This is a genomic window from Variovorax paradoxus B4, from assembly GCF_000463015.1.
GTDB classification, from domain to species: Bacteria; Pseudomonadota; Gammaproteobacteria; order Burkholderiales; family Burkholderiaceae_C; genus Variovorax; species Variovorax paradoxus_E.
In genome coordinates, this window is the sequence record NC_022247.1 from 4,765,898 (window position 1) to 4,789,249 (window position 23,352).

At 67.8% G+C, this 23,352-nt stretch carries 26 protein-coding genes; 16 read left to right on the plus strand and 10 right to left on the minus strand.

Going from position 1 to position 23,352, the window contains the following annotated elements:
• The first annotated feature begins 33 nt into the window (after window positions 1–33).
• From VAPA_RS22270 to VAPA_RS22280, 3 genes are all read left to right on the plus strand, one after another.
• Window positions 34–705, plus strand: coding sequence for a 50S ribosomal protein L25/general stress protein Ctc (locus tag VAPA_RS22270; RefSeq protein ID WP_021009027.1), 672 nt, complete (start codon window positions 34–36; stop codon window positions 703–705).
• Between the two features lie 74 nt (window positions 706–779).
• On the plus strand, window positions 780–1,412 hold the full coding sequence (gene pth / locus VAPA_RS22275; protein WP_021009028.1) for an aminoacyl-tRNA hydrolase: 633 nt from the start codon (window positions 780–782) through the stop codon (window positions 1,410–1,412).
• A gap of 51 nt (window positions 1,413–1,463) precedes the next feature.
• Complete coding sequence (locus VAPA_RS22280; RefSeq protein WP_021009029.1) at window positions 1,464–1,958, plus strand: hypothetical protein; 495 nt, start codon at window positions 1,464–1,466, stop codon at window positions 1,956–1,958.
• Here VAPA_RS22280 and VAPA_RS22285 read toward each other — a convergent pair.
• On the minus strand, window positions 1,944–2,240 hold the full coding sequence (locus VAPA_RS22285) for a YfhL family 4Fe-4S dicluster ferredoxin (RefSeq protein WP_021009030.1): 297 nt from the start codon (window positions 2,238–2,240) through the stop codon (window positions 1,944–1,946). The two genes, VAPA_RS22280 and VAPA_RS22285, sit on opposite strands and share 15 nt — an antisense overlap.
• 62 nt (window positions 2,241–2,302) lie before the next feature.
• On the opposite strand from VAPA_RS22285, the gene VAPA_RS22290 reads away from it, so the two are divergent.
• The 9 genes from VAPA_RS22290 (at window position 2,303) to VAPA_RS35630 (ending at window position 11,869) form a co-directional block, all read left to right on the plus strand.
• Window positions 2,303–3,253, plus strand: coding sequence for an ABC transporter permease (locus VAPA_RS22290; protein WP_021009031.1), 951 nt, complete (start codon window positions 2,303–2,305; stop codon window positions 3,251–3,253).
• Window positions 3,250–4,125, plus strand: a complete 876-nt coding sequence (locus tag VAPA_RS22295) for an ABC transporter permease (RefSeq protein ID WP_021009032.1) — start codon at window positions 3,250–3,252, stop codon at window positions 4,123–4,125. The genes VAPA_RS22290 and VAPA_RS22295 overlap by 4 nt, the downstream gene beginning before the upstream one ends.
• A 5-nt stretch (window positions 4,126–4,130) precedes the next feature.
• Window positions 4,131–5,120, plus strand: a complete 990-nt coding sequence (locus tag VAPA_RS22300) for an ABC transporter ATP-binding protein (protein ID WP_021009033.1) — start codon at window positions 4,131–4,133, stop codon at window positions 5,118–5,120.
• Entirely contained in the window at window positions 5,117–5,947 is an 831-nt protein-coding gene (locus tag VAPA_RS22305; RefSeq protein ID WP_021009034.1) for an ATP-binding cassette domain-containing protein, read from the plus strand. Before VAPA_RS22300 ends, VAPA_RS22305 begins: the two co-directional genes overlap by 4 nt.
• Window positions 5,948–6,079: 132 nt before the next feature.
• Window positions 6,080–7,573: an ABC transporter substrate-binding protein gene (locus tag VAPA_RS22310; protein WP_021009035.1), complete on the plus strand. Its 1,494-nt coding sequence runs from the start codon at window positions 6,080–6,082 to the stop codon at window positions 7,571–7,573.
• Window positions 7,574–7,775: 202 nt separating this feature from the next.
• On the plus strand, window positions 7,776–9,263 hold the full coding sequence (locus VAPA_RS22315; protein WP_021009036.1) for an ABC transporter substrate-binding protein: 1,488 nt from the start codon (window positions 7,776–7,778) through the stop codon (window positions 9,261–9,263).
• On the plus strand, window positions 9,260–10,672 hold the full coding sequence (locus VAPA_RS22320) for an amidase (protein ID WP_021009037.1): 1,413 nt from the start codon (window positions 9,260–9,262) through the stop codon (window positions 10,670–10,672). Before VAPA_RS22315 ends, VAPA_RS22320 begins: the two co-directional genes overlap by 4 nt.
• A gap of 81 nt (window positions 10,673–10,753) precedes the next feature.
• The gene (locus VAPA_RS22325; RefSeq protein ID WP_021005052.1) at window positions 10,754–11,197 is read left to right on the plus strand and encodes a helix-turn-helix domain-containing protein; all 444 of its coding nucleotides are present in this window, start codon (window positions 10,754–10,756) and stop codon (window positions 11,195–11,197) included.
• Between the two features lie 126 nt (window positions 11,198–11,323).
• Window positions 11,324–11,869 carry a transposase gene (locus VAPA_RS35630; RefSeq protein ID WP_080666822.1) on the plus strand — a complete coding sequence of 182 codons (546 nt, stop codon included), beginning with the start codon at window positions 11,324–11,326 and terminating at the stop codon, window positions 11,867–11,869.
• Window positions 11,870–12,165: 296 nt separating this feature from the next.
• Here the strand turns inward: VAPA_RS35630 and VAPA_RS22335 are convergent, their stop codons facing one another.
• Both VAPA_RS22335 and VAPA_RS22340 read right to left on the minus strand, forming a co-directional pair.
• On the minus strand, window positions 12,166–12,792 hold the full coding sequence (locus VAPA_RS22335) for a YitT family protein (protein ID WP_021009038.1): 627 nt from the start codon (window positions 12,790–12,792) through the stop codon (window positions 12,166–12,168).
• Window positions 12,793–12,830: 38 nt separating this feature from the next.
• Window positions 12,831–13,700: a LysR family transcriptional regulator gene (locus VAPA_RS22340; protein WP_021009039.1), complete on the minus strand. Its 870-nt coding sequence runs from the start codon at window positions 13,698–13,700 to the stop codon at window positions 12,831–12,833.
• A 111-nt stretch (window positions 13,701–13,811) separates the two neighbouring features.
• On the opposite strand from VAPA_RS22340, the gene VAPA_RS22345 reads away from it, so the two are divergent.
• The 3 genes from VAPA_RS22345 (at window position 13,812) to VAPA_RS22355 (ending at window position 17,308) form a co-directional block, all read left to right on the plus strand.
• Entirely contained in the window at window positions 13,812–14,210 is a 399-nt protein-coding gene (locus tag VAPA_RS22345; protein ID WP_018906729.1) for a tautomerase family protein, read from the plus strand.
• 31 nt (window positions 14,211–14,241) lie between these two features.
• Entirely contained in the window at window positions 14,242–15,600 is a 1,359-nt protein-coding gene (locus VAPA_RS22350) for a tetratricopeptide repeat protein (RefSeq protein WP_021009040.1), read from the plus strand.
• A gap of 112 nt (window positions 15,601–15,712) precedes the next feature.
• Window positions 15,713–17,308: an N-acyl-D-amino-acid deacylase family protein gene (locus VAPA_RS22355; RefSeq protein ID WP_021009041.1), complete on the plus strand. Its 1,596-nt coding sequence runs from the start codon at window positions 15,713–15,715 to the stop codon at window positions 17,306–17,308.
• Window positions 17,309–17,335: 27 nt separating this feature from the next.
• Here the strand turns inward: VAPA_RS22355 and VAPA_RS22360 are convergent, their stop codons facing one another.
• On the minus strand, window positions 17,336–18,028 hold the full coding sequence (locus VAPA_RS22360) for a histidine phosphatase family protein (RefSeq protein ID WP_021009042.1): 693 nt from the start codon (window positions 18,026–18,028) through the stop codon (window positions 17,336–17,338).
• Between the two features lie 32 nt (window positions 18,029–18,060).
• Entirely contained in the window at window positions 18,061–18,702 is a 642-nt protein-coding gene (locus VAPA_RS22365) for a Yip1 family protein (RefSeq protein ID WP_021009043.1), read from the minus strand.
• Window positions 18,703–18,845: 143 nt separating this feature from the next.
• On the opposite strand from VAPA_RS22365, the gene VAPA_RS22370 reads away from it, so the two are divergent.
• Window positions 18,846–19,547 carry an alpha/beta fold hydrolase gene (locus VAPA_RS22370; RefSeq protein WP_196232519.1) on the plus strand — a complete coding sequence of 234 codons (702 nt, stop codon included), beginning with the start codon at window positions 18,846–18,848 and terminating at the stop codon, window positions 19,545–19,547.
• Here the strand turns inward: VAPA_RS22370 and pcp are convergent.
• From pcp to coaD, 5 genes are all read right to left on the minus strand, one after another.
• On the minus strand, window positions 19,535–20,194 hold the full coding sequence (gene pcp / locus VAPA_RS22375; protein WP_021009045.1) for a pyroglutamyl-peptidase I: 660 nt from the start codon (window positions 20,192–20,194) through the stop codon (window positions 19,535–19,537). The two genes, VAPA_RS22370 and pcp, sit on opposite strands and share 13 nt — an antisense overlap.
• A gap of 16 nt (window positions 20,195–20,210) precedes the next feature.
• Complete coding sequence (pxpA, locus tag VAPA_RS22380; protein ID WP_021009046.1) at window positions 20,211–20,951, minus strand: 5-oxoprolinase subunit PxpA; 741 nt, start codon at window positions 20,949–20,951, stop codon at window positions 20,211–20,213.
• 71 nt (window positions 20,952–21,022) lie between these two features.
• Window positions 21,023–22,021 carry a 5-oxoprolinase subunit C family protein gene (locus VAPA_RS22385; RefSeq protein ID WP_021009047.1) on the minus strand — a complete coding sequence of 333 codons (999 nt, stop codon included), beginning with the start codon at window positions 22,019–22,021 and terminating at the stop codon, window positions 21,023–21,025.
• The gene (gene pxpB / locus VAPA_RS22390) at window positions 22,018–22,683 is read right to left on the minus strand and encodes a 5-oxoprolinase subunit PxpB (protein ID WP_021009048.1); all 666 of its coding nucleotides are present in this window, start codon (window positions 22,681–22,683) and stop codon (window positions 22,018–22,020) included. The genes VAPA_RS22385 and pxpB overlap by 4 nt, the downstream gene beginning before the upstream one ends.
• A 143-nt stretch (window positions 22,684–22,826) precedes the next feature.
• Window positions 22,827–23,330, minus strand: a complete 504-nt coding sequence (coaD, locus tag VAPA_RS22395; RefSeq protein WP_021009049.1) for a pantetheine-phosphate adenylyltransferase — start codon at window positions 23,328–23,330, stop codon at window positions 22,827–22,829.
• Window positions 23,331–23,352: the final 22 nt, after the last annotated feature.

Consider the following 23,352-nt stretch of genomic DNA (forward strand, 5'->3'; position numbering starts at 1 on the left):
CACTGGTCGCGGTGGACTCTCACAGGAGTTGTTATGAAATTCGTCGCTTTTGAGCGCGCCAAGCAGGGCACGGGTGCGAGCCGCCGTCTCCGCATCTCGGGCAAGACGCCCGGTATCGTCTACGGTGGTGAAGGCCAGCCCCAGCTGATCGAGCTCGATCACAACGCGCTGTGGCACGCCCTCAAGAAGGAAGCCTTCCACTCGTCGATCCTCGAAATGGAACTCGGCGGCGCCACCAGCAAGGTGCTGCTGCGCGACGTGCAGTACCACCCGTTCCGCCAGCTGGTGCAGCACATCGACTTCCAGCGCGTCGATGCCAAGACCCGCATGCACATGAAGGTGCCGCTTCACTACAAGGGTGAAGAAGAGTCCGACGCCGTCAAGCTCGACCACAACCTCGTGACCCACGTCATGACCGAACTCGAAGTCAGCTGCCTGCCGAGCGACCTCCCCGAGTTCATCGAAGTGGACCTCTCGAGCCTCAAGAAGAACGCCACGCTGCACGTGAGCGACATCAAGCTGCCCAAGGGCGTGAAGTTCGTGAGCCACGGCAAGCTGAACCCGGTCATCGTGTCGGCCGTGCCGCCGCTGGTCGCCGAAGAGCCGGCAGCCGCCGCTGAAGGCGCAGCACCTGCCGAAGGCGCCGCACCGGCTGCCGGTGGCAAGCCTGCCGCCAAGACGGCAAAGCCCGCCGCGAAGAAGTAATTCCTTTCGCGTCCCTGCAGAAGGCCCGCCTCGTGCGGGCTTTCTGCTTTTTGGGCGGCGAGATAATTCACCTCATGATCAAGCTGTTTGTCGGCCTCGGTAACCCGGGTCCTGAATACGAAGCCACCCGGCACAACGCCGGCTTCTGGTGGATCGACGCCCTCGCGCGCGACTGGAAGCTCAACCTCGCGCCCGAGCGCAGCTACCACGGCCTTGCGGCACGCGCGAACATCGACGGGCAAAGCGTCTGGCTCCTGGAGCCGCAGACCTTCATGAACCTGTCGGGCAAATCGGTGGGCGCGCTTGCCCGCTTCTTCAAGATCGCGCCCGAGGAAATCCTCGTGGTGCACGACGAGCTTGACGTGGTGCCCGGCCAGGCCAAGCTCAAGTTCGGCGGCAGCCACGCAGGCCACAACGGCCTGCGCGACATCCATGCGCAGCTGGGCACCGGCGACTACTGGCGCCTGCGCCTGGGCATCGGACACCCCGGCGTGAAGTCAGAGGTCATCAACTGGGTGCTCAAGAAGCCGCTGAAGGAGCAGCGCGAAGCCATCGAGGACGCCATCGCGCGCACGCTGCACGCGGCGCCCGCGCTGGTGGCGGGCGAAATGGAAAAGGCCACCTTGATCATCCACACGAGCAAACCGCCCCGGCCCAAACCGCCGCGGCGGGAGCCCGGCGACGGAGGCGCGCCCGCCGCCGCCTAGTCAGCCGGCCACGAGAGCGCGGGAGAGAAAAGAAAAGGGAGAGAAAAAGAAATGAAGAATAAAACCAGGGCCGGGAAAGCGGGTGCCGCCTTGTTTTTGGTGGCCTGCGGCACTTTCTGGATGCCCGCCGTGGCGCAAGGAAGGTCCGAGACCTACCGCTGCGGCAACACCTACACCGACCGCCCCTGCGAAGGCGGAAAGCAGTTGGCGGTGGACGACGCGCCCACCGAGGCGGACCGCCGCGCGGCGGATGCCGCCACGCGCAGGGCCGAGGCGCGCGCCGACCAGCTCGAGCGCATTCGCCTGTCGCAGGAAAAGGAGGCCTATGAGCGCAGCCGCCGGTCGGCGCACGACGCCCGGCAAGCCGCCATCGCCGAACGCCGGCTCGCGTCTTCCGAACAGCTGGCACGGGCACGCGCCCAAAGACTCGGCGCGGAACCCCGCAAATCGAGCCCGCGCTTCAGCGGCGCAGCAGCCATTGACAAACCCGACTCTGCGCGAGGAAGCAGCCGCAGGAAGAAGCGAAACGATTCAAGCGCCGGCTGAAGGCGCCTGCGACTGCGCGGCCACGGCCTTTGCCTTGGCTGCGGCGAGCCGCTCGAACTTCTGCCAGAGCGTCTCGCGGCTTTCCACGTGCTCCGGGTGGATCGGGATGCACGCCACCGGGCACACCTGCACACACTGCGGCTCGTCGAAGTGGCCGACGCATTCGGTGCACTTGTGCGGGTCGATCTCGTAGAACTCCGCACCCATGTAGATCGCATCGTTCGGGCACTCGGGCTCGCAGACATCGCAGTTGATGCATTCGTCGGTGATCATGAGGGCCATACCTGATTATCGCGAACAAGGCACGCTTGTTGCACGAGTCGGGTTATGCTGCGCCCCGCCCCATGAGCCTGTTTATTCTCAAGCGCCTCGCCACGCTGATCGGTACGCTGATCGGCGCCTCGGTCATCGTCTTCCTCGTCCTCGAGATCCTGCCCGGCAATGCCGCGCAGATGCTCATGGGGCCCGACGCCGCGCCCGAGGCGGTGGCCGCCCTGGCCACCAAGCTCGGCCTCGACCAGCCGGCCTGGACGCGCTACTGGCACTGGATTGCCGGCCTCCTGACCGGCAACCTGGGCGACAGCTACGCCTACAGCTCGCCGGTGCTCGACCTCATCCTCGAACGGCTCGCGCTCACCGTGCCGCTCGCCCTGCTCGCGATGGCCTTGACCACGGTGCTCGCGCTGCTGGTGGGCGTGACCGCCGCCGCGCGCCACAACAAGCTCGGCGACGTCGGCCTGATGGGTCTCACGCAGGTGGGCATCGCCATTCCCAATTTCTGGTTCGCGATCCTGCTGATCCTGGTGTTCTCGGTTCAGCTGCAGTGGTTCTCGGCCGGCGGCTTCGAGGGCTGGGGCGAAGGCATCTTCGCGGGCATCAAGTCGCTGCTGCTGCCTGCCCTCTCGCTGGCGGTGGTGCAGGCCGCGATCCTCGCGCGCATCACGCGCTCGGCGGTGCTCGAGGTAATGCGCGAAGACTTCGTGCGCACCGCGCGTGCCAAGGGCGTTTCGCAGCGCGCGGTGCTCTGGACCCATGTGCTGCGCAACGCGATGATCCCGGTGGTCACCGTCATGGGCATGCAGTTTTCCGAGCTGCTGGCCGGCACCATCGTGGTGGAGAACGTGTTCTACCTGCCGGGCCTGGGCCGGCTGATCTTCCAGGCCATCAGCAACCGCGACCTGATCGTGGTGCGCAACTGCGTGATGCTGCTCGCGGCCCTGGTGGTCATCGTGAATTTCGTGGTCGACGTGCTCTATGCCGTGATCGATCCGCGCATCAAGGCGAGCGACATATGAGCGCCACCACTGTTCCGAGCGCAGCGGCGCTCAAGGTGCCGGGCTTCTGGCGCCGCGCGCTCCGGCACCGCAGCTTCGCGCTCGGCGGCGTGCTGACGCTGCTCCTGCTGCTGGCCGCCGCCGTCTCGCTGGTGTGGACGCCCTGGTCGCCCTACGAGATGGACATGGCCAGCAAGCTGAAGCCACCCTCGGGCTCGCACTGGCTGGGCACCGACACCTACGGACGCGACGTGGCCTCCCTGCTGCTCGTGGGCGCGCGGGCGTCCATCCTGGTGGGCGTGATCGCGGTGGGCATCGGCCTGGTCGTCGGCACGGCGCTGGGCCTGCTCGCCGCGGCGCGGCGCGGCTGGGTCGAGGAAGCGATCATGCGGCTCACCGATTTCTCGCTCGCGTTTCCGGCCATCCTGTCGGCCATCATGATGACGGCGGTGTTCGGCGCCGGCATCGTGAACGCGATCATCGCGATCGGCATCTACAACATCCCGACCTTCGCCCGCATCACGCGCGCCTCGGCCAACGCCATCTGGTCGCGCGAATACGTGGCGGCCGCGCGCGCCTGCGGCAAGGGTTCGTTCGCCATCACGATGCAGCACGTGCTGCCCAACATCTCGGCCGTGCTGATCGTGCAGATCACGATCCGCTTCGCGATCGCCATCCTGGCCGAGGCCGCCCTTTCCTACCTCGGCCTGGGCACGCAGCCGCCGCAGCCCTCGTGGGGCCGCATGCTGAGCGAGGCACAGACCATGATGTTCCAGTCGCCGCTGCTCGCGGTGTTCCCCGGCATGGCCATTGCCATGGCGGTGCTCGGCCTGAACCTGCTCGGCGACGGGCTGCGCGACCTGCTCGACCCGCGCCTTGCGCGCGCCCGCTAAGCGATATGCCACTGCTCGAAGTCAAAGACCTGCACGTCGAACTGCAAACGCAGCGCGGCCCCGCCGAGGCCGTGCGCGGCATCGGCTTCACGCTGGAGCGCGGCGAAACGCTGGGCATCGTCGGCGAATCGGGCTGCGGCAAGTCGATCACGGTGATGTCGCTGATGGGCCTGTTGCCGTCGACCGCCAAGGTCAGGGGCAGCATCCGCTTCGACGGCACCGAGCTCGTGGGCCTGGGCGAAAAAGCCATGTGCCAGATCCGCGGCAACCGCATCGGCATGATCTTCCAGGAGCCGATGACAGCGCTGAACCCGGTTCACACCATTGCGCGCCAGGTCGGCGAGCCGCTTCGGCTGCACCGCGGGCTCACGGGCGCCGAAGCGCGCAAGGAAGTGCTGGCACTGCTCGAGCGCGTGGGCATTCCCGATGCGGCTTCGCGGCTCGATGCCTATCCGCACCAGTTCTCGGGCGGGCAGCGCCAGCGCATCGGCATCGCGATGGCCCTGGCCTGCGGCCCCGACCTGCTGATTGCCGACGAGCCCACCACCGCGCTCGACGTCACCATCCAGAAGCAGATCCTCGAACTCATCCAGGGCCTGGTCGCGGAGCGCGGCATGGCGCTGATCCTGATCTCGCACGACCTTGGCGTGATCGCCCAGAGCGTCTCGAAGATGCTGGTGATGTACGGCGGCAGCGTGGTCGAGAGCGGCCCGACCGACACGGTGTTCGCCGAGCGCGCGCATCCCTACACCCAGGGCCTGTTCGCGGCGCGACCGGCGCTCGGCGCGCCGCGCGGCATTCGCCTGGCAACCATCCGGGGCAGCGTGCCCGAACTGGTCGACCTGCCGCCGGGCTGCCCATTCGCGGGCCGCTGCAAGTACACGGTCGATGCCTGCCACACGACCCGGCCGCCGCCCACCGTGCTGCGGCACGAGCACGCGGTGCGCTGCATCCGGCTCGAGGAAATTGCGGCGGAAGGCGCGCTCGAATCATGAACCAGCCCGCCAGCACGCAGCCCCTGCTCGAGGTGACGGACCTCGTGCGCCACTACGCGCTGCCGCGCGAAAAGCTCTTCGGGCCGCCGCCGCTTGTGAAGGCGCTCAACGGCGTCAGCTTCGAAGTGGCGGCCGGCCGCAGCCTGGGCATCGTCGGCGAATCGGGCTCGGGCAAGTCGACCATCGCACGCCTGGTCATGGCGCTCGACACGCCCACCTCGGGCAGCGTGCGCATGCTGGGCCGCGACCTGCACCGGCTGCCCAAGGGCGAGCTGCGCACGGCGCGGCGAGACTTCCAGATGGTGTTCCAGGACCCGTACGGCTCGCTGGATCCGCGCCAGACGGTGGCGCGCATCGTCGCCGAACCGCTCGAAGCGCTGGCCGAAACCAGCCGTGCGATTCAGCGCGAGCGCGCCTCCGAAGCACTGGCCGCAGTGGGCCTGCGCACCACCGACATGGACAAGTACCCGCACGAGTTCTCGGGCGGGCAGCGCCAGCGCATCGCAATCGCACGCGCGCTCATCACGCGGCCCAAGCTCATCGTGGCCGACGAGCCCGTGAGCGCGCTCGACGTGTCGGTGCAGGCCCAGGTGCTCAATCTCATGCAGGACCTGCAGCAGCAGTTCGGTGTCAGCTACCTGCTCATCAGCCACGATCTCGCGGTGGTGAACCACCTGTGCGACGAGGTCTGCGTGGTGTGGAAAGGCAAGATCGTCGAGCAGGGCCCTCCCGGCGAACTCTTTCGCAATGCGCAGCATCCCTACACGCGCACGCTGCTCGACGCGGTGCCGCGCACGCCTGCCGGCGGGACGCTGCTGGCGGCCTGATTCCTCGTCGGGCCGTGGCCTGACATCGAGGCTTCGCGAGCCAGCCCTAGGATGAGTGGGTCATAAGCATCTGGTTGCGCGGCCGCCTGCCTGCGCGCAAGATGCCTGCCCCCGTTCCGAGGACTCCGCTTCATGCTCAAACGACGCACCCTGCTCGCCACCGGCGCCGCAGCCCTGGCCCCTCTCGCGCTGCCGGCAACCGCATTCGCGCAGAGAAGAAAGGACGCGCCGGTGCTGGCGCTCACGCTGGAGCCCACGGGGCTCGACCCCACGGCCAAGGCCGATGCCGAGATTGCGGAGGTGGTGCTCTACAACGTCTTCGAGACGCTCACCAGGATCAACTCCGACGGCAGCGTTTCGCCCCTGCTGGCCGAGAGCTGGGAAGTCTCGCCCGACCTCAAGACCTGCACCTTCAAGCTCCGGCGCGGCGTCAGGTTCCACAACGGCGAGCCCTTCGATGCGAACACCGTCAAGTTCTCGTTCGACCGCGCCGCCGCGGCCAACAGCACCAACAAGGACAAGCGCACCTTCACCAACATCGCCACGCAGGTCGTGGACGAGCACACGGTGGTGCTGATCAGCAAGGAGATCGAGCCCGAGCTGCTCTTCCTGCTGGGCCAGGCCTCCGCCATCATGGTCGAGCCCAGGACGGTGGAGACGAACGCCGTCAAGCCCGTAGGCACCGGTCCCTACCGGCTCGACAGTTGGGCCAAGGGCTCGGCCATCGTGCTCGCCAAGTGGGACGGCTGGCGCAACGCCGGCGCGGTGCAGATCCGCAAGGCGAGCTTCCGCTTCATCTCCGAGCCGGCCCCACAGACCACGGCGCTGCTCTCGGGCGACGTCGACCTGTTCCCACATGCCTCGGTCTCGCGCAGCCTGCCGCAGTTCCAGAACGACAAGCGCTTCCAGGTGCTCTTCAACGCCTCGCGCGGCAAGACCATCCTTGCCATCAACAACAGGCGCAAGCCGCTCGACGACGTGCGGGTGCGCCGCGCCATTGCCGCGGCCATCGACCGCAAGGCGGTGATCGAGGCCGCCGCGGACGGCCGCGGCGTGCCCATCGGCAGCCACTACGTGCCGGGCGCGCCGGGCTACGTCGACACCACGGGCATCAACCCCTACAACGTCGAGAAGGCGAAGCAGCTGCTGGCCGAGGCGGGCGTGAAGACGCCGCTCGAACTGGACCTGGTGCTGCCGCCCCCGCCCTATGCGCGGCAAGGCGGGGAGCTCATTGCCGCACAGCTCGCCAAGGTGGGCATCGTCGCCAGGATCCAGAACGTCGAGTGGGCACAGTGGATCAGCGGCACCTACGGCAACAAGAACTACGACCTCTCGCTGATCCTGCACGTCGAACCCTTCGACCTCGTGAACTACACCAAGCCCGAGTACTACTGGGGCTACCAGTCGGCCAGGTTCAACGAGGTGTTCGACAAGGCGCGCAACAGCGCGCGCACCGCCGATCGCCTGCGCTACCTGGGCGATGCGCAGCGGCTGCTGGCCGAGGACGCGGCCAATGTCTTCCTGTACCAGCCGCAGTTCATCACGGTGGCGGCGCGCGGCCTGCGCGGGCTCTGGAAAGACACGCCGATCTTCGTCAACGACATCGCCGCCCTCTCCTGGAGCTGAGCCCGGCATCCGGGAACGTCCCGAGGAAAAACCGCCTCCGCGGCCGGGCGCCGAAGCCTGCGCTGCGAGAGAATGACTTGCTGCGCGCGTGGCATCTTTCGTGCTGCGTGTCCTTCCTTCGTGCCGCCACGCCTCCATTCGGGGCGCGGTGCACATCGGAAGCAGCCATTCGCACCTATCGTTTTTCCGGAGATCACAACGTATGTTGAACCGTCGCACCCTCCTTGCCACCGCCAGCGCCACCGTGGCACTGGCCTCTCCCGTCGCCGGCATGGCGCAGGGACGGAAGGACGCCATCGTGATCGGCATGGCGCTCGAGCCGCCGGGCCTCGACCCGACCGCCGGTGCCGCGGCCGCCATCGCGGAGGTGGTGCAGTACAACATCCTCGAGACGCTCACCAAGATCAACGCCGACGGCAGCGTCACGCCGCTCCTGGCCGAGAGCTGGGAAGTCTCTCCCGACCTGAAGACCTACACCTTCAAGCTCCGGCGCGGCGTCAAGTACCAGAACGGCGAGCCCTTCAACGCCAGCACCGTGAAGTTCGCCTTCGACCGCGCCGGCAGCGAGAAGAGCACCAACAAGGACAAGCGCACCTTCGCGAACCTGAGCACGCAGGTGGTCGACGACTACACCGTGGTGATCATCAACAAGGAAATCGATCCCGACCTGCCCTTCGTGCTGGGCCAGGCCACGGCCGTGATCGTCGAGCCCAAGAGCGCCGACGGCAACGCCACCAAGCCGGTCGGCACCGGCCCCTACAAGCTCGACAGCTGGGCCAAGGGCTCGTCGCTCACGCTGAGCAAGTGGGACGGCTTCCGCAGCCCGGCCACGGCCAAGATCAACAAGGTCACCTTCCGCTTCATTTCCGACACGGCTGCGCAGGCCGCCGCGCTGATGGCCGGCGACGTCGACGTGTTCACGCGCATCGGCACGCGCGTGGTGCCACAGTTCAAGATGAACCCGCAGTTCCAGGTCATCCTGGCCGGCTCGCGCGCCAAGACCATCCTTTCGATCAACAACAAGAAGAAGCCGCTGGACGACGTGCGCGTGCGCCGCGCCATCCTCGCGGCCATCGACCGCAAGGCCGTGATCGAAGGCGCGGCCGACGGCTTCGGCGTGCCGATCGGCAGCCACTACGTGCCGGGCGCCGCGGGCTATGTCGACACCACGGGCGTCAACCCCTTCGACATCGAAAAGGCCAAGAAGCTGCTGGCCGAGGCCGGCGTGAAGACGCCGCTCGAACTCACCATGACGCTGCCGCCGCCGCCCTATGCGCGCCAGGGTGGCGAGGTGATCGTGGCCCAGCTGGCCAAGATCGGCATCACGGTCAAGGTGCAGAATGTCGAGTGGGCGCAGTGGCTCAGCGGCACCTACGGCAACAAGGACTACGACCTGTCGATCGTCTCGCACGTCGAGCCTTTCGACCTCGGCAACTACGCCAAGCCCGACTACTACTGGGGCTACCAGTCGAAGGCCTTCAACGCGCTGTTCGACAAGATCAGGGCCACGGCCAATGCCGCCGAGCGCAACAAGCTGCTCGGCGAAGCGCAGAAGATGCTGGCCGTGGACGCGGCCAACGGCTTCCTCTACCAGCCGCAGTTCCCCACCATCGCGAAGAAGAACGTGAAGGGCATCTGGAAGGAGAACCCGATCTTCGTGAACGACCTCTCGGCGCTGTCGTGGGGATGAGTGCCGACGTGCCATCCTCGCTGAACGAGCTTTCCGCCCAGGAACTTTCCGCCGCCTACCGCGACAGGCGCCTGTCCCCTGTCGAAGTCACGCAGGCCGTCATCGCGCAGATCGAGCGCTGGGAGCCGAAGCTGCAGGCCACCTGGCTCTTCAGGCCCGAAGCCGCGCTCGAGCAGGCGCGCGCTTCGGAAGCACGCTGGCAGCGCGGCGACGCGCTCGGTCCGCTGGACGGCGTGCCGGCCACCATCAAGGAGAACATCGCGACCCGCGGCGATCCGATGCCGGCCGGCACGGCCGCCGTCGACCTGAAGCCCGCGGCCGCCGATGCACCGCCCGCCGCGCGCCTGAAGGAAGCCGGGGCGGTGATCGTGAGCAAGACCACCATGCCGGACTACGGCATGCTGTCTTCGGGCCTCTCGAGCTTTCACACGCTGGCGCGCAACCCCTGGGACCTGAGCAAGACTCCCGGCGGTTCGAGCGCCGGTGCCGGTGCGGCTGCCGCCGCGGGCTACGGCCCGCTGCACATCGGCACCGACATCGGCGGCTCGCTGCGTCTGCCCGCGAGCTGGTGTGGCATCTTCACGCTCAAGCCGAGCCTGGGCCGCATTCCGATCGATCCGCCGTACATGGGCCGCGCGGCCGGCCCCATGACGCGCAGCGTCGGCGATGCCGCGCTGATGATGCAGGTGCTCGCCAAGCCCGATGCGCGCGACAGCATGAGCCTGCCGGCGCAGGACATCGACTGGGAGAGCTTCGACGTATCGCCCGACCACCTGCGCGGGCTGCGCATCGGCCTGCTGCTCGACGCGGGCTGCGGCCTGGCGGTCGAGCCCGAGATCCAGGCGGCGGTCGAGCATGCGGCGCGCCTGTTCGAAAAAGCCGGCGCAATCGTCGAACCCATGCAGCCGTTCATGTCGCAAGCCATGCTCGACGGCATGGACCATCTGTGGCGCATGCGCTCGCTGGTGGACATGAAGGCCCTGCGCCCCGACCAGCGCGCCAAGGTACTGCCCTACATCCGCGAGTGGGCCGAGAGCGCGGCCGAGTTCAGCGGCGAGCATGTGTTCCGCGGCTTCAGCCAGTTCCATGCAACACGCGTGGCCACGGTGCAGGCCTGTGCGCGTTTCGACTACGTGATCTCGCCGGTGTCGCCGAACATGCCCGCGGCCGCGGAGGCGCCTTCGCCGACCAACGATCCGCTGCGGCCGCTGGAGCACATCGGCTTCACGGTGCCGTTCAACATGTCGGAACAGCCGGCTTCCTCGGTGAACTGCGGATACTCTGCGAGCGGGCTGCCGATCGGGCTTCAGATTGCAGGGCAGCGCTTCGACGACCTCGGCGTGCTGCGCGTGTCGCGTGCGTTCGAGCAGATCAGGGAGCCGCAGCGGCCCTGGCCTGCGGCGCATTGAACGCTACTAGTACATTGACACGTAAATAACAAAACATGAATACACTCCATCTATCCCCGTTGGGGTTACGAAGGAGTGCTCATGCGCCAGACCGAACTGCATTTGACCGAGAAGGATCGGGCGATCATCGAGGAGATTCGACGCAAGGGAATCCATCATTCGCGCGAAGTGAACCGGGCGCATGCGCTGTGGTGCCTGGATCGCGGGATTCCCGAGGCGCAGATCATGGACGTTCTGGGGATCGGACGCACCGCGCTGTGGCGCACCCGGTCGGCATACCTGCAAGGGGGCGTCGATCTGGCCGTGTTCGACGTTGCACGCTCGGGTCGGCCGCGACAGTACGACACCGATGCCGAGGCGCGCGTGACGGCACTGGCATGCTCGGCTGCGCCCGAGGGTCGCCAGCGCTGGACGATCGTCGAACTCGAACGTGCCGCGCGCCAGGAATTGGGCCTTGGCAACGTCAGTCGGGAAACCGTCCGGCGCATGCTAAAAAAAACGATCTCAAGCCCTGGCGACGGCTGATGTGGTGCATCGGCACGCTCACCGAAGAGTACCGCTGCCGCATGTACAACCTGCTCAAGCTGTACGCCAAACCGATGTGCGGCGACGAGCCCGTGATCTGCATCGACGAGAAGAGTCTGCAACTCGTTGCTCATAGCCGAGAGCCGTTGCCCATGGCGCCGGGCGAGGCGGCCAAGCTGGACTACGAATACGTGCGCAAGGGCACCACCAATCTGTTCGTGGCAGTCGAGCCCGAAGGCGGGACAGCGCGTCTTCTCAGGTACCGATCACCGGGGCAAGACAGACTTCGTCGGCTTCGTCCAGGCACTTCTCACCGACACTTATGCGACGGCACGCCGCGTTCACCTCGTGCTGGACAACCTGAACATTCACTTCAGGAAATGCTTCGACGATGTGTTGGGAGTGCGCGCGGCCAACACGCTGTTGCGCCGGGTGTGCTTTCACTACACGCCCAAGCACGCAAGTTGGCTCAACATGGCAGAAATCGAGATCGGCATCCTCACGCGCCAATGCCTGAACCGCCACCTCCCCAGCCAGCAACTCCTGCGACGCGAAGTCGATGCCTGGCAAGCAGATCGAAACGCGCTGCGCCGAACCATCGAGTGGAAGTTCACTCGACAGGATGCAGATCACAAGCTCGGTCGTCATTACGTTTCGAAACTTACGTGTTGACGTACTAGGACAGCCGCGGTTCAGGGCGCGCTCCCGCCGATAGGGTACCTTGCTCCGCGAATGTCCCCCGGCCTGCGGCCTCCTCCTTTATTTCGCTGCGCAAGGCACCCCATCGGCGAGAGCGTTGGTCAGAGCGGTTGTTGATCAGCCGGCACAAGCGCTGCCCAGGTGCGCAGGGCATCGGGTACTCCCCGCAGCGAAATCAAGGAGGAGGGGCGTAGCCCCGGGGGACATTCGCGGAGGGGAGTACCCGGTGGCCTGTGCACGCGCCCCGAACAACAGCGCCCTGAACAAACTCAAGTCGCAGCGTAGCGCCCCGGCTTGTGGTTGATCCACAGAAAAAGCCCCATCACCACCGCAGCCAGCACCGACCACCCCACGCGCTGCGGCGGAATCACGAACAACGCGAGCAGCACCACCGTGCAGTCGATGCCGATCTGCACCTTGCCGGCGGGCCAGCCGCGCTTTTCCTGCAGGTACAGCGTCAGCACCGTAGCACCGCCCAGGCTCGCGCGATGGCGCGCGAGGAACAGGCATCCGGTGCCCAGCAGCAGGCCGCCGAGCACCGCCGCGAAGGCCGGGTGCAGCGAATCGATCGAGATGTAGCGCGGCGCCCAGTCGGTCATCACCGACAGCAGTGCGATCGCCGAGAAAGTCTTGACCGTGAAGGCCCGCCCCATGTGGCGCCATGCGAACCAGTAGAACGGCAGGTTCACCAGGAAGAACACTTTGCCGAAACTCACGCCGGTGGCGTAGTGCAGGAGAAACGCGACACCGGCCGTGCCGCCCGTGAGCAGGCCTGCCTGGCCGCACAGCATCATGGCAATGGCGACGAACAGGGTGCCCGAAAAGATGGCCTGCGCGTCGTCGAAGCGGGAGTGACGCAGCAGTTCGGGCCGCGTGGTGGATTGTGGCGCATCCATGGCAGGCCTGACGCAAATCCCGCGCCACCCCGCAGGCGTCAGACCAGGTAGGTCGCCAGCATCTCCCGCGCCCGCGTCACGAACTCGGTCTCTCCGCGGCGCGCGGGCAGGAACTGGAACGCGACCCGGGGCAGGGCCGGCAGTCCGTGCGGCGGTGCGAGCCGAGCGACCCCTTCGCACACCGCCGATTCGTTCAGGCAGGCCACGCCCAGCCCCGCGGCCAGCGCCGACTGCAATCCCGCCACGCCCGAAGCCACGTGCGCCAGCACATACGGCACCCGGCGCCGCCGCAACAGCGCCACGGTGTACTGATGCAGTGAGCAGGTGTCCGGCAAGGCCAGCAGCCGAACCGGCTCACCCCGCGCCAGCCGCATGCCGACCGCGCCGAGCCACACCAGCGATTCGCGCCGGATCACCGGTGCCTTTGCGCCTTGCTCCGGCGAAGACGATGTTCCGGCGATATTCATTGCCAGCCCCACGTCGAAATCGCCGTGCGCATAGGCGGCCCGCAGCGCGTCGCTCTTCATGATGCTCACGTTCAGCCGCACCTGCGGATAGCTCTCGCCGAGGCGCCCCAGCAGCCGCGTGAGATCGCCGGGACGAAAGTAGTCGGTCACGGCGAGCCGCAATTCGCCCTGCAGCATTTCGCCGTGCAGATCGCGGAACGCCTCGTCGCTGAGCGCGAGGATGCGGCGCGCATAGGCCAGGAGCCGCGTGCCGGCCTCGGTCGGCGCCACGCCGGCCTTGCTGCGCGTGAGCAGCGACTGCCCTGCCCGCTCCTCGAGCTTGCGTATCTGCTCGCTGACCGACGACTGCGACAGGAACACGCGCGGCGCCGCGGCCGTGAGGCTGCCGGCATCGATCACCGCGGCCAGGGTGCGAAGCTGTTCCAGATCGAAGGTCTGCATGGTTCATCCATCCGGTTTTCCGATGGATTCCATCATATCTTCCTGCTTTTCCGATGCCCCTTGGATTCCCACAATAGCCCATCGTTCACTCATTCCTTCATGGAGTTCCCTATGCCGCACATCGTTGTCCACCTCTCGGGCGAGCCCGACGCCCAGCTCACACGCAAGACGGTCGACGTGGTCGCCGAACTGACCCAGAGCGTGCTCGGCAAGCAGCTGCCGGTGATTGCCATCACGGTGCAGTACATCGCCGCCGACACATGGTTCATCGGCGGGCAGTCGCTGGCCTCGCTCGGCAAGTCGGCCTTCCACCTCGACATCAGCATCACGGACGAAACCAACACCAAGGCGGAAAAGGCGCGCTACCTGCGCGAGGTGCATGCCGCCATGGCGCGGCTGCGGCCCGACCTGCACGAGGTCTCGTACATCCACGTGATCGACGCCCGCGGCGCGGCCTACGGCTACGGCGGAAAGACGCAGGAATACCGCCACCAGCAAGCGGGCGTTTGAAGCCTGCGGCGGGGCATGGCACCATCCGGCCATGCCCACCGCCACCCTGCACGCCGACAGCTTCGGCAACCCGCTCACGCTCGACGACGCCGCCAGCCTGCCGCTGGTCGAAGACTTCGTCATGGGTTTCGTGTCGACCGAGGCGCGCGCGGTCAACCTGCTCGCCCTGGCCGGCAGCGACGCGAGCCCGATGGTGCAGGCCTACTGCGCAACGCTGCATCTCTTCGCCGAATCTCGCGACGCTGCAGCCAATGCACGGCCCTTTCTTGCCAAGGCCCGTGCCGCATCCGAGCGCGCCACGCCGCGCGAACGGCGCTACATCGCAGCCATCGAGGCCTGGGCCGATGGCGACATCGCCCGGGCCATCGCCCTGCACGCCGAGCAGGCGCGGGAGCATCCGCGCGACCTCGTATCGGTGAAGCTGGGGCAATACCACTGCTTCAATACCGGTGACTGCCCAGGCATGCTGCGCCTGGCACTCGCCGCGCTGCCGGCCGCGTCCGACGTGTCCTACGTGCACGGCATGGCGGCCTTCGGCTACGAGCAATGCCATTTGATGCGCGAGGCCGAGGCCAGTGCGCGACGCGCCATCGGCATGTGCCGCAAGGAGCCGTGGGCGCACCATGCGCTGGCGCATGTGATGCTTACCGAGGGCCGGCTCTCCGAGGGGCTGGCGTTCATGCAGGGCGTGAGCGACACCTGGAGCGGGCTCAATTCGTTCATGGTCACGCACAACTGGTGGCACGTGGCGCTGTTCCTGATCGAGCTCGGCCGCGACGGCGAAGCGCTCGCGCTGTACGACCGCGAGGTGTGGGGCGTGGTGAAGGACTATTCGCAGGACCAGATCGGCGCCGTCTCGCTGCTCGCGCGCTTCGAACTCGCGGGCATCGACGTCGGCACGCGATGGGACGACGTGAGCAGCCATCTGCTGCAGCGCACCGCCGACCATGTGCTGCCGTTCCTCGACCTGCAGTACCTGTATGGCCTGGCGCGCGCCGGCCGCCCCGAAGCAGATACGCTGCTGCGCAACATCGAGGCCCATGCGCCGCGCGCACCGCTTTCGACGCGCACGGCCTGGGAACACGTGTGCGTGCCGGCCGCGCGCGGGCTCGCGGCCCACGCGCGCGGCGATTTCGCTTCCGCCATCGAAGAGCTCGGCAGCGCCCTGCCGCGCCTGCTCCAGATCGGCGGCAGCCATGCGCAGCGCGACCTGTTCGAGCAGCTGTACCTCGATGCGCTCGTGCGCACCGGCAGCCAGGCCACGCTCATGGGCGCACAGGGCATCCTGCAGCAGCAGCTCAACGGCCAGCCCGAATCGCTGCGCCTGCGGCGCCAGGCCGGCGAGGTCCATGCGCGGCTCGGCCTCGAGCAGCTGGCTTCCCGTCCTTGACGGGCGAGCGAAGGTCATGCCTTCCGGTCATGGGGCGTGTCGCAAAAGGAATTAACGGACATGCGAGGGCGACTTCTAAACTGCCCGCTCCACATCGCTCCGGTTCCTTCCCATGCAGAAATCAGTTGTCGTGCTCGCCGTGCTCGCGGCCCTGGCAGTTCTCTCATCCGCAGCCCGTGCCGCGACCGATGCCCCGGCCGAGCTCGACCTGCTGCTGCGCGGCGGCACCGTCTACACGGGTGACTCGAACGAGCCCGTGGTGGGCGATGTCGGCATCGTGGGCGACCGCATCGTCTTCGCGGGCAGGAAGGCGCCGGCACAGTTCAGCGCGCGGCGAACCATCGATGCGACCGGCATGGTCGTGGCACCGGGCTTCATCGACGCACACACCCATGCCAACGCCGATCTGCATTCCACCGATCCACGCAAGCGCCTGAACATTCCCTTCCTCACCCAGGGCGTGACCACCGCGGTCATCGGCAACGACGGCTTCGGCGGCTTCGACATTGCCGCGCAGACGCAGCGCCTGCGATCGGCGCCCGTTGGAACCAACGTCGCCATGTACGTGGGCTTCGGCCCCGTGCGCATCGACCAGCTCGGCGAAGCCAACCGCGCGCCGACGCCCGAGCAGCTCGACGCCATGCGCCAGCACGTGAGCCACGCCATGTGCGACGGCGCGCTGGGGCTTTCGACCGGCCTTTTCTATCCGCCGCAGAATTTCTCGAAGACCGAGGAAGTGATCGAGCTCGCGAAGGTCGCGGCCCGCCACGGCGGGCTCTACGACAGCCACATCCGCGACGAGTCGATGTACAACATCGGGCTCAAGGGTTCCATCGAGGAAGTGATTCGCATCGGCCACGAAGCCCGCCTGCCGGTGCACGTGGCGCACATCAAGGCACTGGGCGTGGACGTGCAGGGCCAGAGCGGCGACATCATCCGCCGCATCGAGAAGGAGCGTGCCGCCGGCCTCGACATCACGGCCGACCACTATCCGTGGACGGCATCGAGCACACGCTTCTCGGCGGCCCTCGTGCCGCCCTGGGCGGTCGACGGCGGGCGCGAGGCAATGCTCAAGCGCTTCGACGACGCGGCCGTCCAGGAGCGCCTGCGAACCGGCATGCGCGAGAACCTGCGGCTGCGTGGCGGTCCGGAGACCATCCTGTTTTCAGCCGGCAGCACCAAGTACGTGGGCAAGACGCTCGCCGACGTGGCCAAGGCCTCGAGTGCCGATCCGGTGGATGCCGCCATCGCCGTGCTGCGCGACGGCGACCTGATGATCGCCTCGTTCAACCAGAGCGACGAAGACGTGCGCGCGTTCATGAAGCGGCCTTGGGTCATGACCTCGTCCGACTCCTCGCTGGGCCATCCGCGCGCCTACGGCACCTTCGCACGCAAGTACGACCAGTACGTGGTGAAGGAACACACGATCTCGCTGGGACAGTTCATCCGCAGCAGCTCGTCGCTGACCGCCGACACGCTGGGGCTGAAACAGCGCGGGCACCTGCGGCCGGGCTACTACGCCGACGTGGTCGTGTTCGACCCCGCACGCTATGCCGCCAAGGCCACGTACACGCAGCCGGCGCTGCTGTCGGAAGGCGTGGTCACGGTGCTGGTGAACGGCCGTCTGGCGGTGGATGCCGGCAAGCCCACTGGCGTTGGCGCAGGCCAGCCGTTGTTGCGCACGCCGAAGGCCGGCAGCTGCACCTGAGGCGACGCGTCCGCCCGCCCAGGCGGCTCAGCTCTTCTTCAGATGCCGCCGCTGGTCGTAGGTCGGCTGCGGCGGCAAGTCGGCCAGATGCCGCGTGTCGGCCCAGTCGACGATCTCGATGGCATCGGGCATGGCGGGATCGGCAATGCGGACGCGGTTGAAGCCCGCGTTGGGAATGTCGCTCTGGCGCGGCCCGCTGAGGCTGAGCCCGCGCGCGGTGCGCCACACCATGTCGAGCACGCCACCATGGGTGACGACCACCAGCCGCTGCCCCCGGTGCGCAGCCGCCAGGGCGCCGATGGCCGCGACGATGCGCGTGTGGAATTCGCGCGCCGTCTCGCCTTCGGGCATGGCGTGGTCCTCGCGGAACTCCAGCCATTGCTCCCAGGCGCGCGGATGCAGCGTCTGGATCTCGTCGGCCCGCATGCCTTCGACAATGCCGAAATACTGCTCCCGCAAGCCCGCCGACGTGACCACCGGCAGAGACAGCTGCAGCGACGCCGGCGCGGCGGTCTGCTGCGCGCGCATGAGATCGCTGCTGATGATGTGCTGCGCGGTTTCGCTCGCCAGGCGCAGGCCGAGGCGGCGCGCCTGCTCGTGGCCGATGTCGTTGAGCGGCACATCGGCATGCCCCTGAAATCGCAGTTCGCGGTTCCAGGCGGTTTCGCCGTGGCGGATCAGGATGAGTTCGGTCGCGGAGTCGGGTGGAGGCATGGGCATGGAACGCCCATTCTCCACTGCGCGCGTGACGCTCAGGACCTCGATGGCAGCATCTGTTGCACGGCCACCACCCGCACCTCGAACGGCACCGCCCCCACGCGCGCCGGCGAGGGCGTGAGAAGCGAGAGCACCCAGGCAATCACCACACCGCCGACGATGGCGCAGACCACCACCACGGCCGTGTACGCCAGCGCCTTGTCGGCCGGGCATTTCATGAGCACCGGCAGGCCCACGTAGATCAGGTAGATGCCGTAGAGCGCCGCCAGCGCGCCGATGATTGCCAGCGACGGAATCAGGCTGAAGATCCCGCCCAGGAAGCTGGCCGTGCTGGCATAGGCAGAGAGCTTGAGCGCGCCGATCTGGCTCTTGGTGCCCTGGAAGGTCGGCGCCAGCGCGTCGATGATCAGCGCCAGCACGAACACCATGACGAGCGAAAGCACGTAGCCGACCACCATGTTCACGAGCCCCGAGACAACGGGCACGCGAAAGTTGACGCCGAAGGCGCCGATGCCGATGACCGACAGGCCGATGAAGCCCGCCACCGCCGGAATCAGTGCAAGGATCATCACGTAGTTCTTGTAGAGCGACGCGGCGTCCGCGGGCTCTGCGTCGATGGTCGGCCAGGTGGCCTTGGGCTTGAGCAGGATGTCCTGCACGCGTTGAACCAGGTTCATTTTTTTGTCCTCGATGTGGAGCGCAAAGGCGCGGACCGCCAAGCGCGCAGCGGCAAAAAGTATGTCGATTCCGGCGCAAAAAAACTTCTGGCCAGGAAGCCTATGCCGTTATGCCGGGTGGCGCCTTGGCGCAAAATCCGGCCATGCCCAACCTTGTCCTGCTGCCCGGCCTTGCCTGCGACGAGCGCATCTGGGAGGCCCAGCTTCCCGCGCTTGCGCCCCTGCTCGAAACGCGCGTGAGCGATGCCCACATGCGCCACGACACCATCGAAGCCATGGCCGCGGCCGTGCTGCGCGAGAACCCCGGCCCGCTCGTGCTGTGCGGCGCGTCGATGGGCGGCATGGTCGCGATGGAAGCCGCGCGGCAGGCGCCCGAACGCATCGCGGGGCTCGCTCTGCTGGGCACCAATGCCCGGCCCGAGGCGCCCGACATGTACGAACTGCGCGAAAGCGCGATCGAATTGTTCGAGCGGGGCGAACTGCGCGACGTGATCGAGCCGAACGTCGTGTTCGCCTTCCACCCCGCGCAGGCCGCCGACGAGGCGCTGGTGCAGCGCTACGTCGAGATCGTGCTGGACGCCGGCACGCAGCAGCTCATCACGCAGAACCGCGCGGTGATGCGGCGCCCCGACGCGCGCACCCACCTGCCCTCGCTGCGTGCGCCGGTGCTGCTGGTGTGCGGCGATACGGACCGGCTGACCCCACCCGACTGCACGCGCGAGATCGCGGCGCTGGTGCCGCATGCCGAAGTGGTGTGGGTGCCGCAATGCGGCCACATGCTGACGATGGAGAAGCCCGCTTCCGTGAATGCGGCGCTGCTCGGCTGGCTCGCTCAGTGGAGCTGACCGCCGGTTTCGGCCACGTCCTTTTCGACGGCCAGCGCGGTGGAGACCGCAATGCGCAGCGCCTCGACCATGGTGGCCAGCGACATGCTCGGCACGCCGGGAAAACGCGCGGCCTGCTCGGGCAGGTAGGGAATGTGGATGAAGCCGCCGCGCAGCCCTGCCGCCGGATGCGTGGCAATGCGGTGCATCAGGCCGTAGAAGATGTGGTTGCAGACAAAAGTGCCTGCCGTGTTCGATACCGCCGCCGGAATGCCGGCCACACGCAGGTCGCGCACCATGGCCTTGATCGGCAGCGTCGAGAAATACGCGGCGGGCGCGCCGGGCACCACGGGCACGTCGACTGGCTGCCGGCCCGCGTTGTCGGCAATGCGGCCGTCGTCGATGTTGATGGCCACCCGCTCGGGCGTGATCTCGGCGCGGCCGCCGGCCTGTCCGATGCACAGCACCAGCCGGGGCTGAAGTTCGTCCATCGCACTCGCAAGCGCCTCGATGGCCTGGCCGAAGACGCAGGGCACCTGGCGCGCATGCACGGTGGCGCGGCCGCACTTCCAGCCGTCGAGTGCGCGCACGGCCTCCCATGAGGGATTGAGGGCTTCGCGGTCGAACGGATCGAAGCCGGTCAGCAGGACATCGGTTCGCTGCGCCACGGCTTGAACCGGGCGCTCAGGCCATCGCGCGAACCGCGATGCCCTCTTGCTGCAGGCGGTCGCGAATACGGCGCGCAAAAGCCAGCGCGTGGGCGCCGTCGCCATGCAGGCAGACGGTCTGGGCATTGACCGGCACGATGCTGCCGTCGATGGCCGTCACCTTGCGGTCGCGCACCAGCGAGAGCGTCTGGGCGAGCGACTGCTCTTCGTCCTCGATCAGCGCGCCAGGCTGGCTGCGCGGCACCAGGCTGCCGTCGGGCATGTAGCCGCGGTCGGCAAATACCTCTTCGACGGGCGTGAGGCCGGCGCGGCGCGCGGCGTCGATCATGCCGCTGCCCGCAAGGCCGAAGAATCGGAGCGAGGGATCGAAGCGCCGCACCGCTTCGCAGAGCGCGTCGGCGAGTTCGGGCTCCTTCACCGCCTGGTTGTAGAGCTGCCCGTGCGCCTTCACGTGCGAGAGCTTGCCGCCCTCGGCCCTGGCGATCGCGGCCAGCGCACCGACCTGGTAGAGCACATTGGCCACGATCTCGTCGGGCGGCAGGTGCATGGTGCTGCGGCCGAAGTTCTCGCGGTCCGGGAAGCTCGGATGGGCACCGATGGCCACGCCGTGCTCGATGGCCCAGCGCACGCATTGCCGCATGGTCTTGGCGTCGCCCGCATGCCAGCCGCATGCGATGTTGGCCGAGCTCACGAGGCCGAGCAGTGCTTCGTCGCTGCCGGCGCCTTCGCCGAGGTCGGCATTCAGGTCGATTTGCATTGGGTTGGTTCCTTCTTCAAGACGGGCCGGCACATCGGAGGCCAGCCCGCGCGCATGCCTGCTCGCACAGTCTATGCCGGTCCGGTCCAACCCGCTGCCGCAAGCCCTTGCGCCACCTGCGCAAGATAGCGCTGCTGCTCGGCCCACGCCTCGAGCGCCGCGGCCATGTCGACCTGCACCAGCCGCAACCGGCCATCCAGCGGCGCCTGCGCGAGCTTCCACAGGTCGGCGCGAATGACCACGCCGATGCGCGGATAGCCGCCGGTGGTCTGCGCGTCGCCCATCAGGATGATCGGCTGGCCCGAGGGCGGCACCTGGATCGTGCCGGGAATGACGCCCGACGAGAGCATGTCGGCGCTGCGCCTGCGCTTGAGTGCGGCGCCCGCGAGCCGGCTTCCCATGCGGTTGCTCTGGGCCGTGATGCGCCAGCGCTCGCTCCAGAGCAACGCTTGCGAGGCCACCGTGAACTGGTCGAACTCGGGGCCGGGCAACACGCGCAAGGCGATGGCCGAGTCGCCCTCCTCCGGCCCCCAGTCCGGACCACGCAGGCCGAACGGGCGCCGGGCGAGCCGGGCGGCATCGAGCGCCGTGGCGCCCAGTGGGAGCCGGTCGCCCTTGCGCAGCGCGCGCCCCTCGTGGCCGCCGAAGCCGGCCTTGAGGTCGGTGCTGCGCGAGCCGAGCACCAGCGGCACGTCGATGCCGCCCGCCACCGCGAGCCAGCTGCGCAACCCGGCTTTCTTCACGCCGGCTGCGTTGGCACCCGCGAGCTTCAGCGTCTGGCCCGCCGACACCGGCACGCTCCAGCAGGGCCAAATGGGCGCGCCGTCGAGCCGGGCGCCGAAGCCGTCTCCCACCAGCGCGATGCGCGTGGCGGTCTCGAAGCGGATCTCGCACCCGCCCATGGTGAGCTCGAGGCCGGCCGCGCCGTCGGCATTGCCGACCAGCCGGTTCGCCAGCGTGAGCGCCAGCACGTCGAGCGCGCCGCCGGGGCAGATGCCGAGCTGGCGATGCCCGTGCCGCCCCAGGTCCTGCACCGAGGCCAGCATGCCGGGCTTCTGCACGAGCATCATGTCTGCACGCTTTCGACGACGAAGCGCACGCGGTCGCCCGGACGCAGCAGGGTGGGCGGCTCGGCCGACGGATCGAAGAGTTCGAGCGAGGTGCGGCCGATCAGCTGCCAGCCGCCCGGCGACACCAGCGGATAGATGCCGGTCTGCTCGCCGCCGATGCCGACCGAGCGCGCGGGCACCGCTGTGCGGGGCTCGGCGCGGCGCGGCGTGGCGAGCTCGGGCGGCAGCCCGCCCATGAAGGCGAAACCGGGCAGAAAGCCCAGCAGGTAGACCACGTACTCGGCCGCGCTGTGGCGCCGCACCACTTCGGCCGGCGTGAGCCCGGTGTGCGCCGCGACGTCGGCAAGGTCGGGACCGTGCTCGCCGCCATACGCCACCGGGATCTCCACCCTCCGGCCTTCGATCGCCGTGGCCGACAACCGCGGCCAGGCCTCGTTCACGCGCGCCATCAGCGCATCGATGCCGATCGCGGTCGGATCGAAGGTCAGCGTGAGGTTGTTCATGCCCGGCAGCACCTCGCCCACGCCGGCCCACCGCTGCACCTCGGCGCCCAGCGCCCAGATCTGCTGCTGCTGCGCCAGCGTGGCGGGCGGCGCCAGCTCGCAAAGCAACGCCGCATCGCCCAGCGGATGCAGGCGCGGCAAAGGAAGTCGGCTACTCATCTCAAAGCCCCATGCCGACTATGCGGATGACGGTCTTGCATCTTCGTGGAACACCGCGGAACCGGCTTTGCCGGGCCGCTGGTGTTGCCCCCGGCGAGGGGGTTGGCGAAGCGACACGAAGTGCGCGAAGACTGGGGGAGGACCTATTCACGACCGAGGCTGCGCACCTTGGCTGCGAGCTGCTTCTCCACATCTGGCGAAACGAACTTGTGGACCTCGCCGCCGAGCATGGCGATCTCGCGCACGAAGGTGCTGGAGATGAACTGGTACTTGTCGCTGGGCGTCAGGAACACGGTTTCCACATCGGGCATCAGCGAGCGGTTCATGCCCGCGAGCTGGAACTCGTAGTCGAAGTCGGTCACGGCGCGCAGGCCGCGCACCATCGCCTTGCCGCCGCGCGCCACCACGAAGTCGCGCAACAGGCCCGAGAAGCTCTCGACCGTGACCTGGTCGCTGTACGGCTTCACGGCCTCGCGCGCCATCTCCATGCGCTCCTGCAGGCTGAACAGCGCCTTCTTGTGATGGCCCGCCGCAACCGCGACGATGACCTTCGAGAAAAGCTGGGTTGCACGCCGCACCACGTCCTCGTGGCCGAGGGTGATGGGATCGAAAGTGCCGGGATAAACCGCGATCACGTTGCTGGCCATGGTTGCTTCTTCCTCATGCAGC

Bases quoted from the DNA above. Each gene is read 5' to 3' on its own strand.
- VAPA_RS22270 (WP_021009027.1), top strand. From the start codon at position 34: ATGAAATTCGTCGCTTTTGAGCGCGCCAAGCAGGGCACGGGTGCGAGC.
- pth (WP_021009028.1), top strand. From the start codon at position 780: ATGATCAAGCTGTTTGTCGGCCTCGGTAACCCGGGTCCTGAATACGAA.
- VAPA_RS22280 (WP_021009029.1), top strand. From the start codon at position 1,464: ATGAAGAATAAAACCAGGGCCGGGAAAGCGGGTGCCGCCTTGTTTTTG.
- VAPA_RS22285 (WP_021009030.1), bottom strand. From the start codon at position 2,240: ATGGCCCTCATGATCACCGACGAATGCATCAACTGCGATGTCTGCGAG.
- VAPA_RS22290 (WP_021009031.1), top strand. From the start codon at position 2,303: ATGAGCCTGTTTATTCTCAAGCGCCTCGCCACGCTGATCGGTACGCTG.
- VAPA_RS22295 (WP_021009032.1), top strand. From the start codon at position 3,250: ATGAGCGCCACCACTGTTCCGAGCGCAGCGGCGCTCAAGGTGCCGGGC.
- VAPA_RS22300 (WP_021009033.1), top strand. From the start codon at position 4,131: ATGCCACTGCTCGAAGTCAAAGACCTGCACGTCGAACTGCAAACGCAG.
- VAPA_RS22305 (WP_021009034.1), top strand. From the start codon at position 5,117: ATGAACCAGCCCGCCAGCACGCAGCCCCTGCTCGAGGTGACGGACCTC.
- VAPA_RS22310 (WP_021009035.1), top strand. From the start codon at position 6,080: ATGCTCAAACGACGCACCCTGCTCGCCACCGGCGCCGCAGCCCTGGCC.
- VAPA_RS22315 (WP_021009036.1), top strand. From the start codon at position 7,776: ATGTTGAACCGTCGCACCCTCCTTGCCACCGCCAGCGCCACCGTGGCA.
- VAPA_RS22320 (WP_021009037.1), top strand. From the start codon at position 9,260: ATGAGTGCCGACGTGCCATCCTCGCTGAACGAGCTTTCCGCCCAGGAA.
- VAPA_RS22325 (WP_021005052.1), top strand. From the start codon at position 10,754: ATGCGCCAGACCGAACTGCATTTGACCGAGAAGGATCGGGCGATCATC.
- VAPA_RS22335 (WP_021009038.1), bottom strand. From the start codon at position 12,792: ATGGATGCGCCACAATCCACCACGCGGCCCGAACTGCTGCGTCACTCC.
- VAPA_RS22340 (WP_021009039.1), bottom strand. From the start codon at position 13,700: ATGCAGACCTTCGATCTGGAACAGCTTCGCACCCTGGCCGCGGTGATC.
- VAPA_RS22345 (WP_018906729.1), top strand. From the start codon at position 13,812: ATGCCGCACATCGTTGTCCACCTCTCGGGCGAGCCCGACGCCCAGCTC.
- VAPA_RS22350 (WP_021009040.1), top strand. From the start codon at position 14,242: ATGCCCACCGCCACCCTGCACGCCGACAGCTTCGGCAACCCGCTCACG.
- VAPA_RS22355 (WP_021009041.1), top strand. From the start codon at position 15,713: ATGCAGAAATCAGTTGTCGTGCTCGCCGTGCTCGCGGCCCTGGCAGTT.
- VAPA_RS22360 (WP_021009042.1), bottom strand. From the start codon at position 18,028: ATGCCCATGCCTCCACCCGACTCCGCGACCGAACTCATCCTGATCCGC.
- VAPA_RS22365 (WP_021009043.1), bottom strand. From the start codon at position 18,702: ATGAACCTGGTTCAACGCGTGCAGGACATCCTGCTCAAGCCCAAGGCC.
- VAPA_RS22370 (WP_196232519.1), top strand. From the start codon at position 18,846: ATGCCCAACCTTGTCCTGCTGCCCGGCCTTGCCTGCGACGAGCGCATC.
- pxpA (WP_021009046.1), bottom strand. From the start codon at position 20,951: ATGCAAATCGACCTGAATGCCGACCTCGGCGAAGGCGCCGGCAGCGAC.
- VAPA_RS22385 (WP_021009047.1), bottom strand. From the start codon at position 22,021: ATGATGCTCGTGCAGAAGCCCGGCATGCTGGCCTCGGTGCAGGACCTG.
- pxpB (WP_021009048.1), bottom strand. From the start codon at position 22,683: ATGAGTAGCCGACTTCCTTTGCCGCGCCTGCATCCGCTGGGCGATGCG.
- coaD (WP_021009049.1), bottom strand. From the start codon at position 23,330: ATGGCCAGCAACGTGATCGCGGTTTATCCCGGCACTTTCGATCCCATC.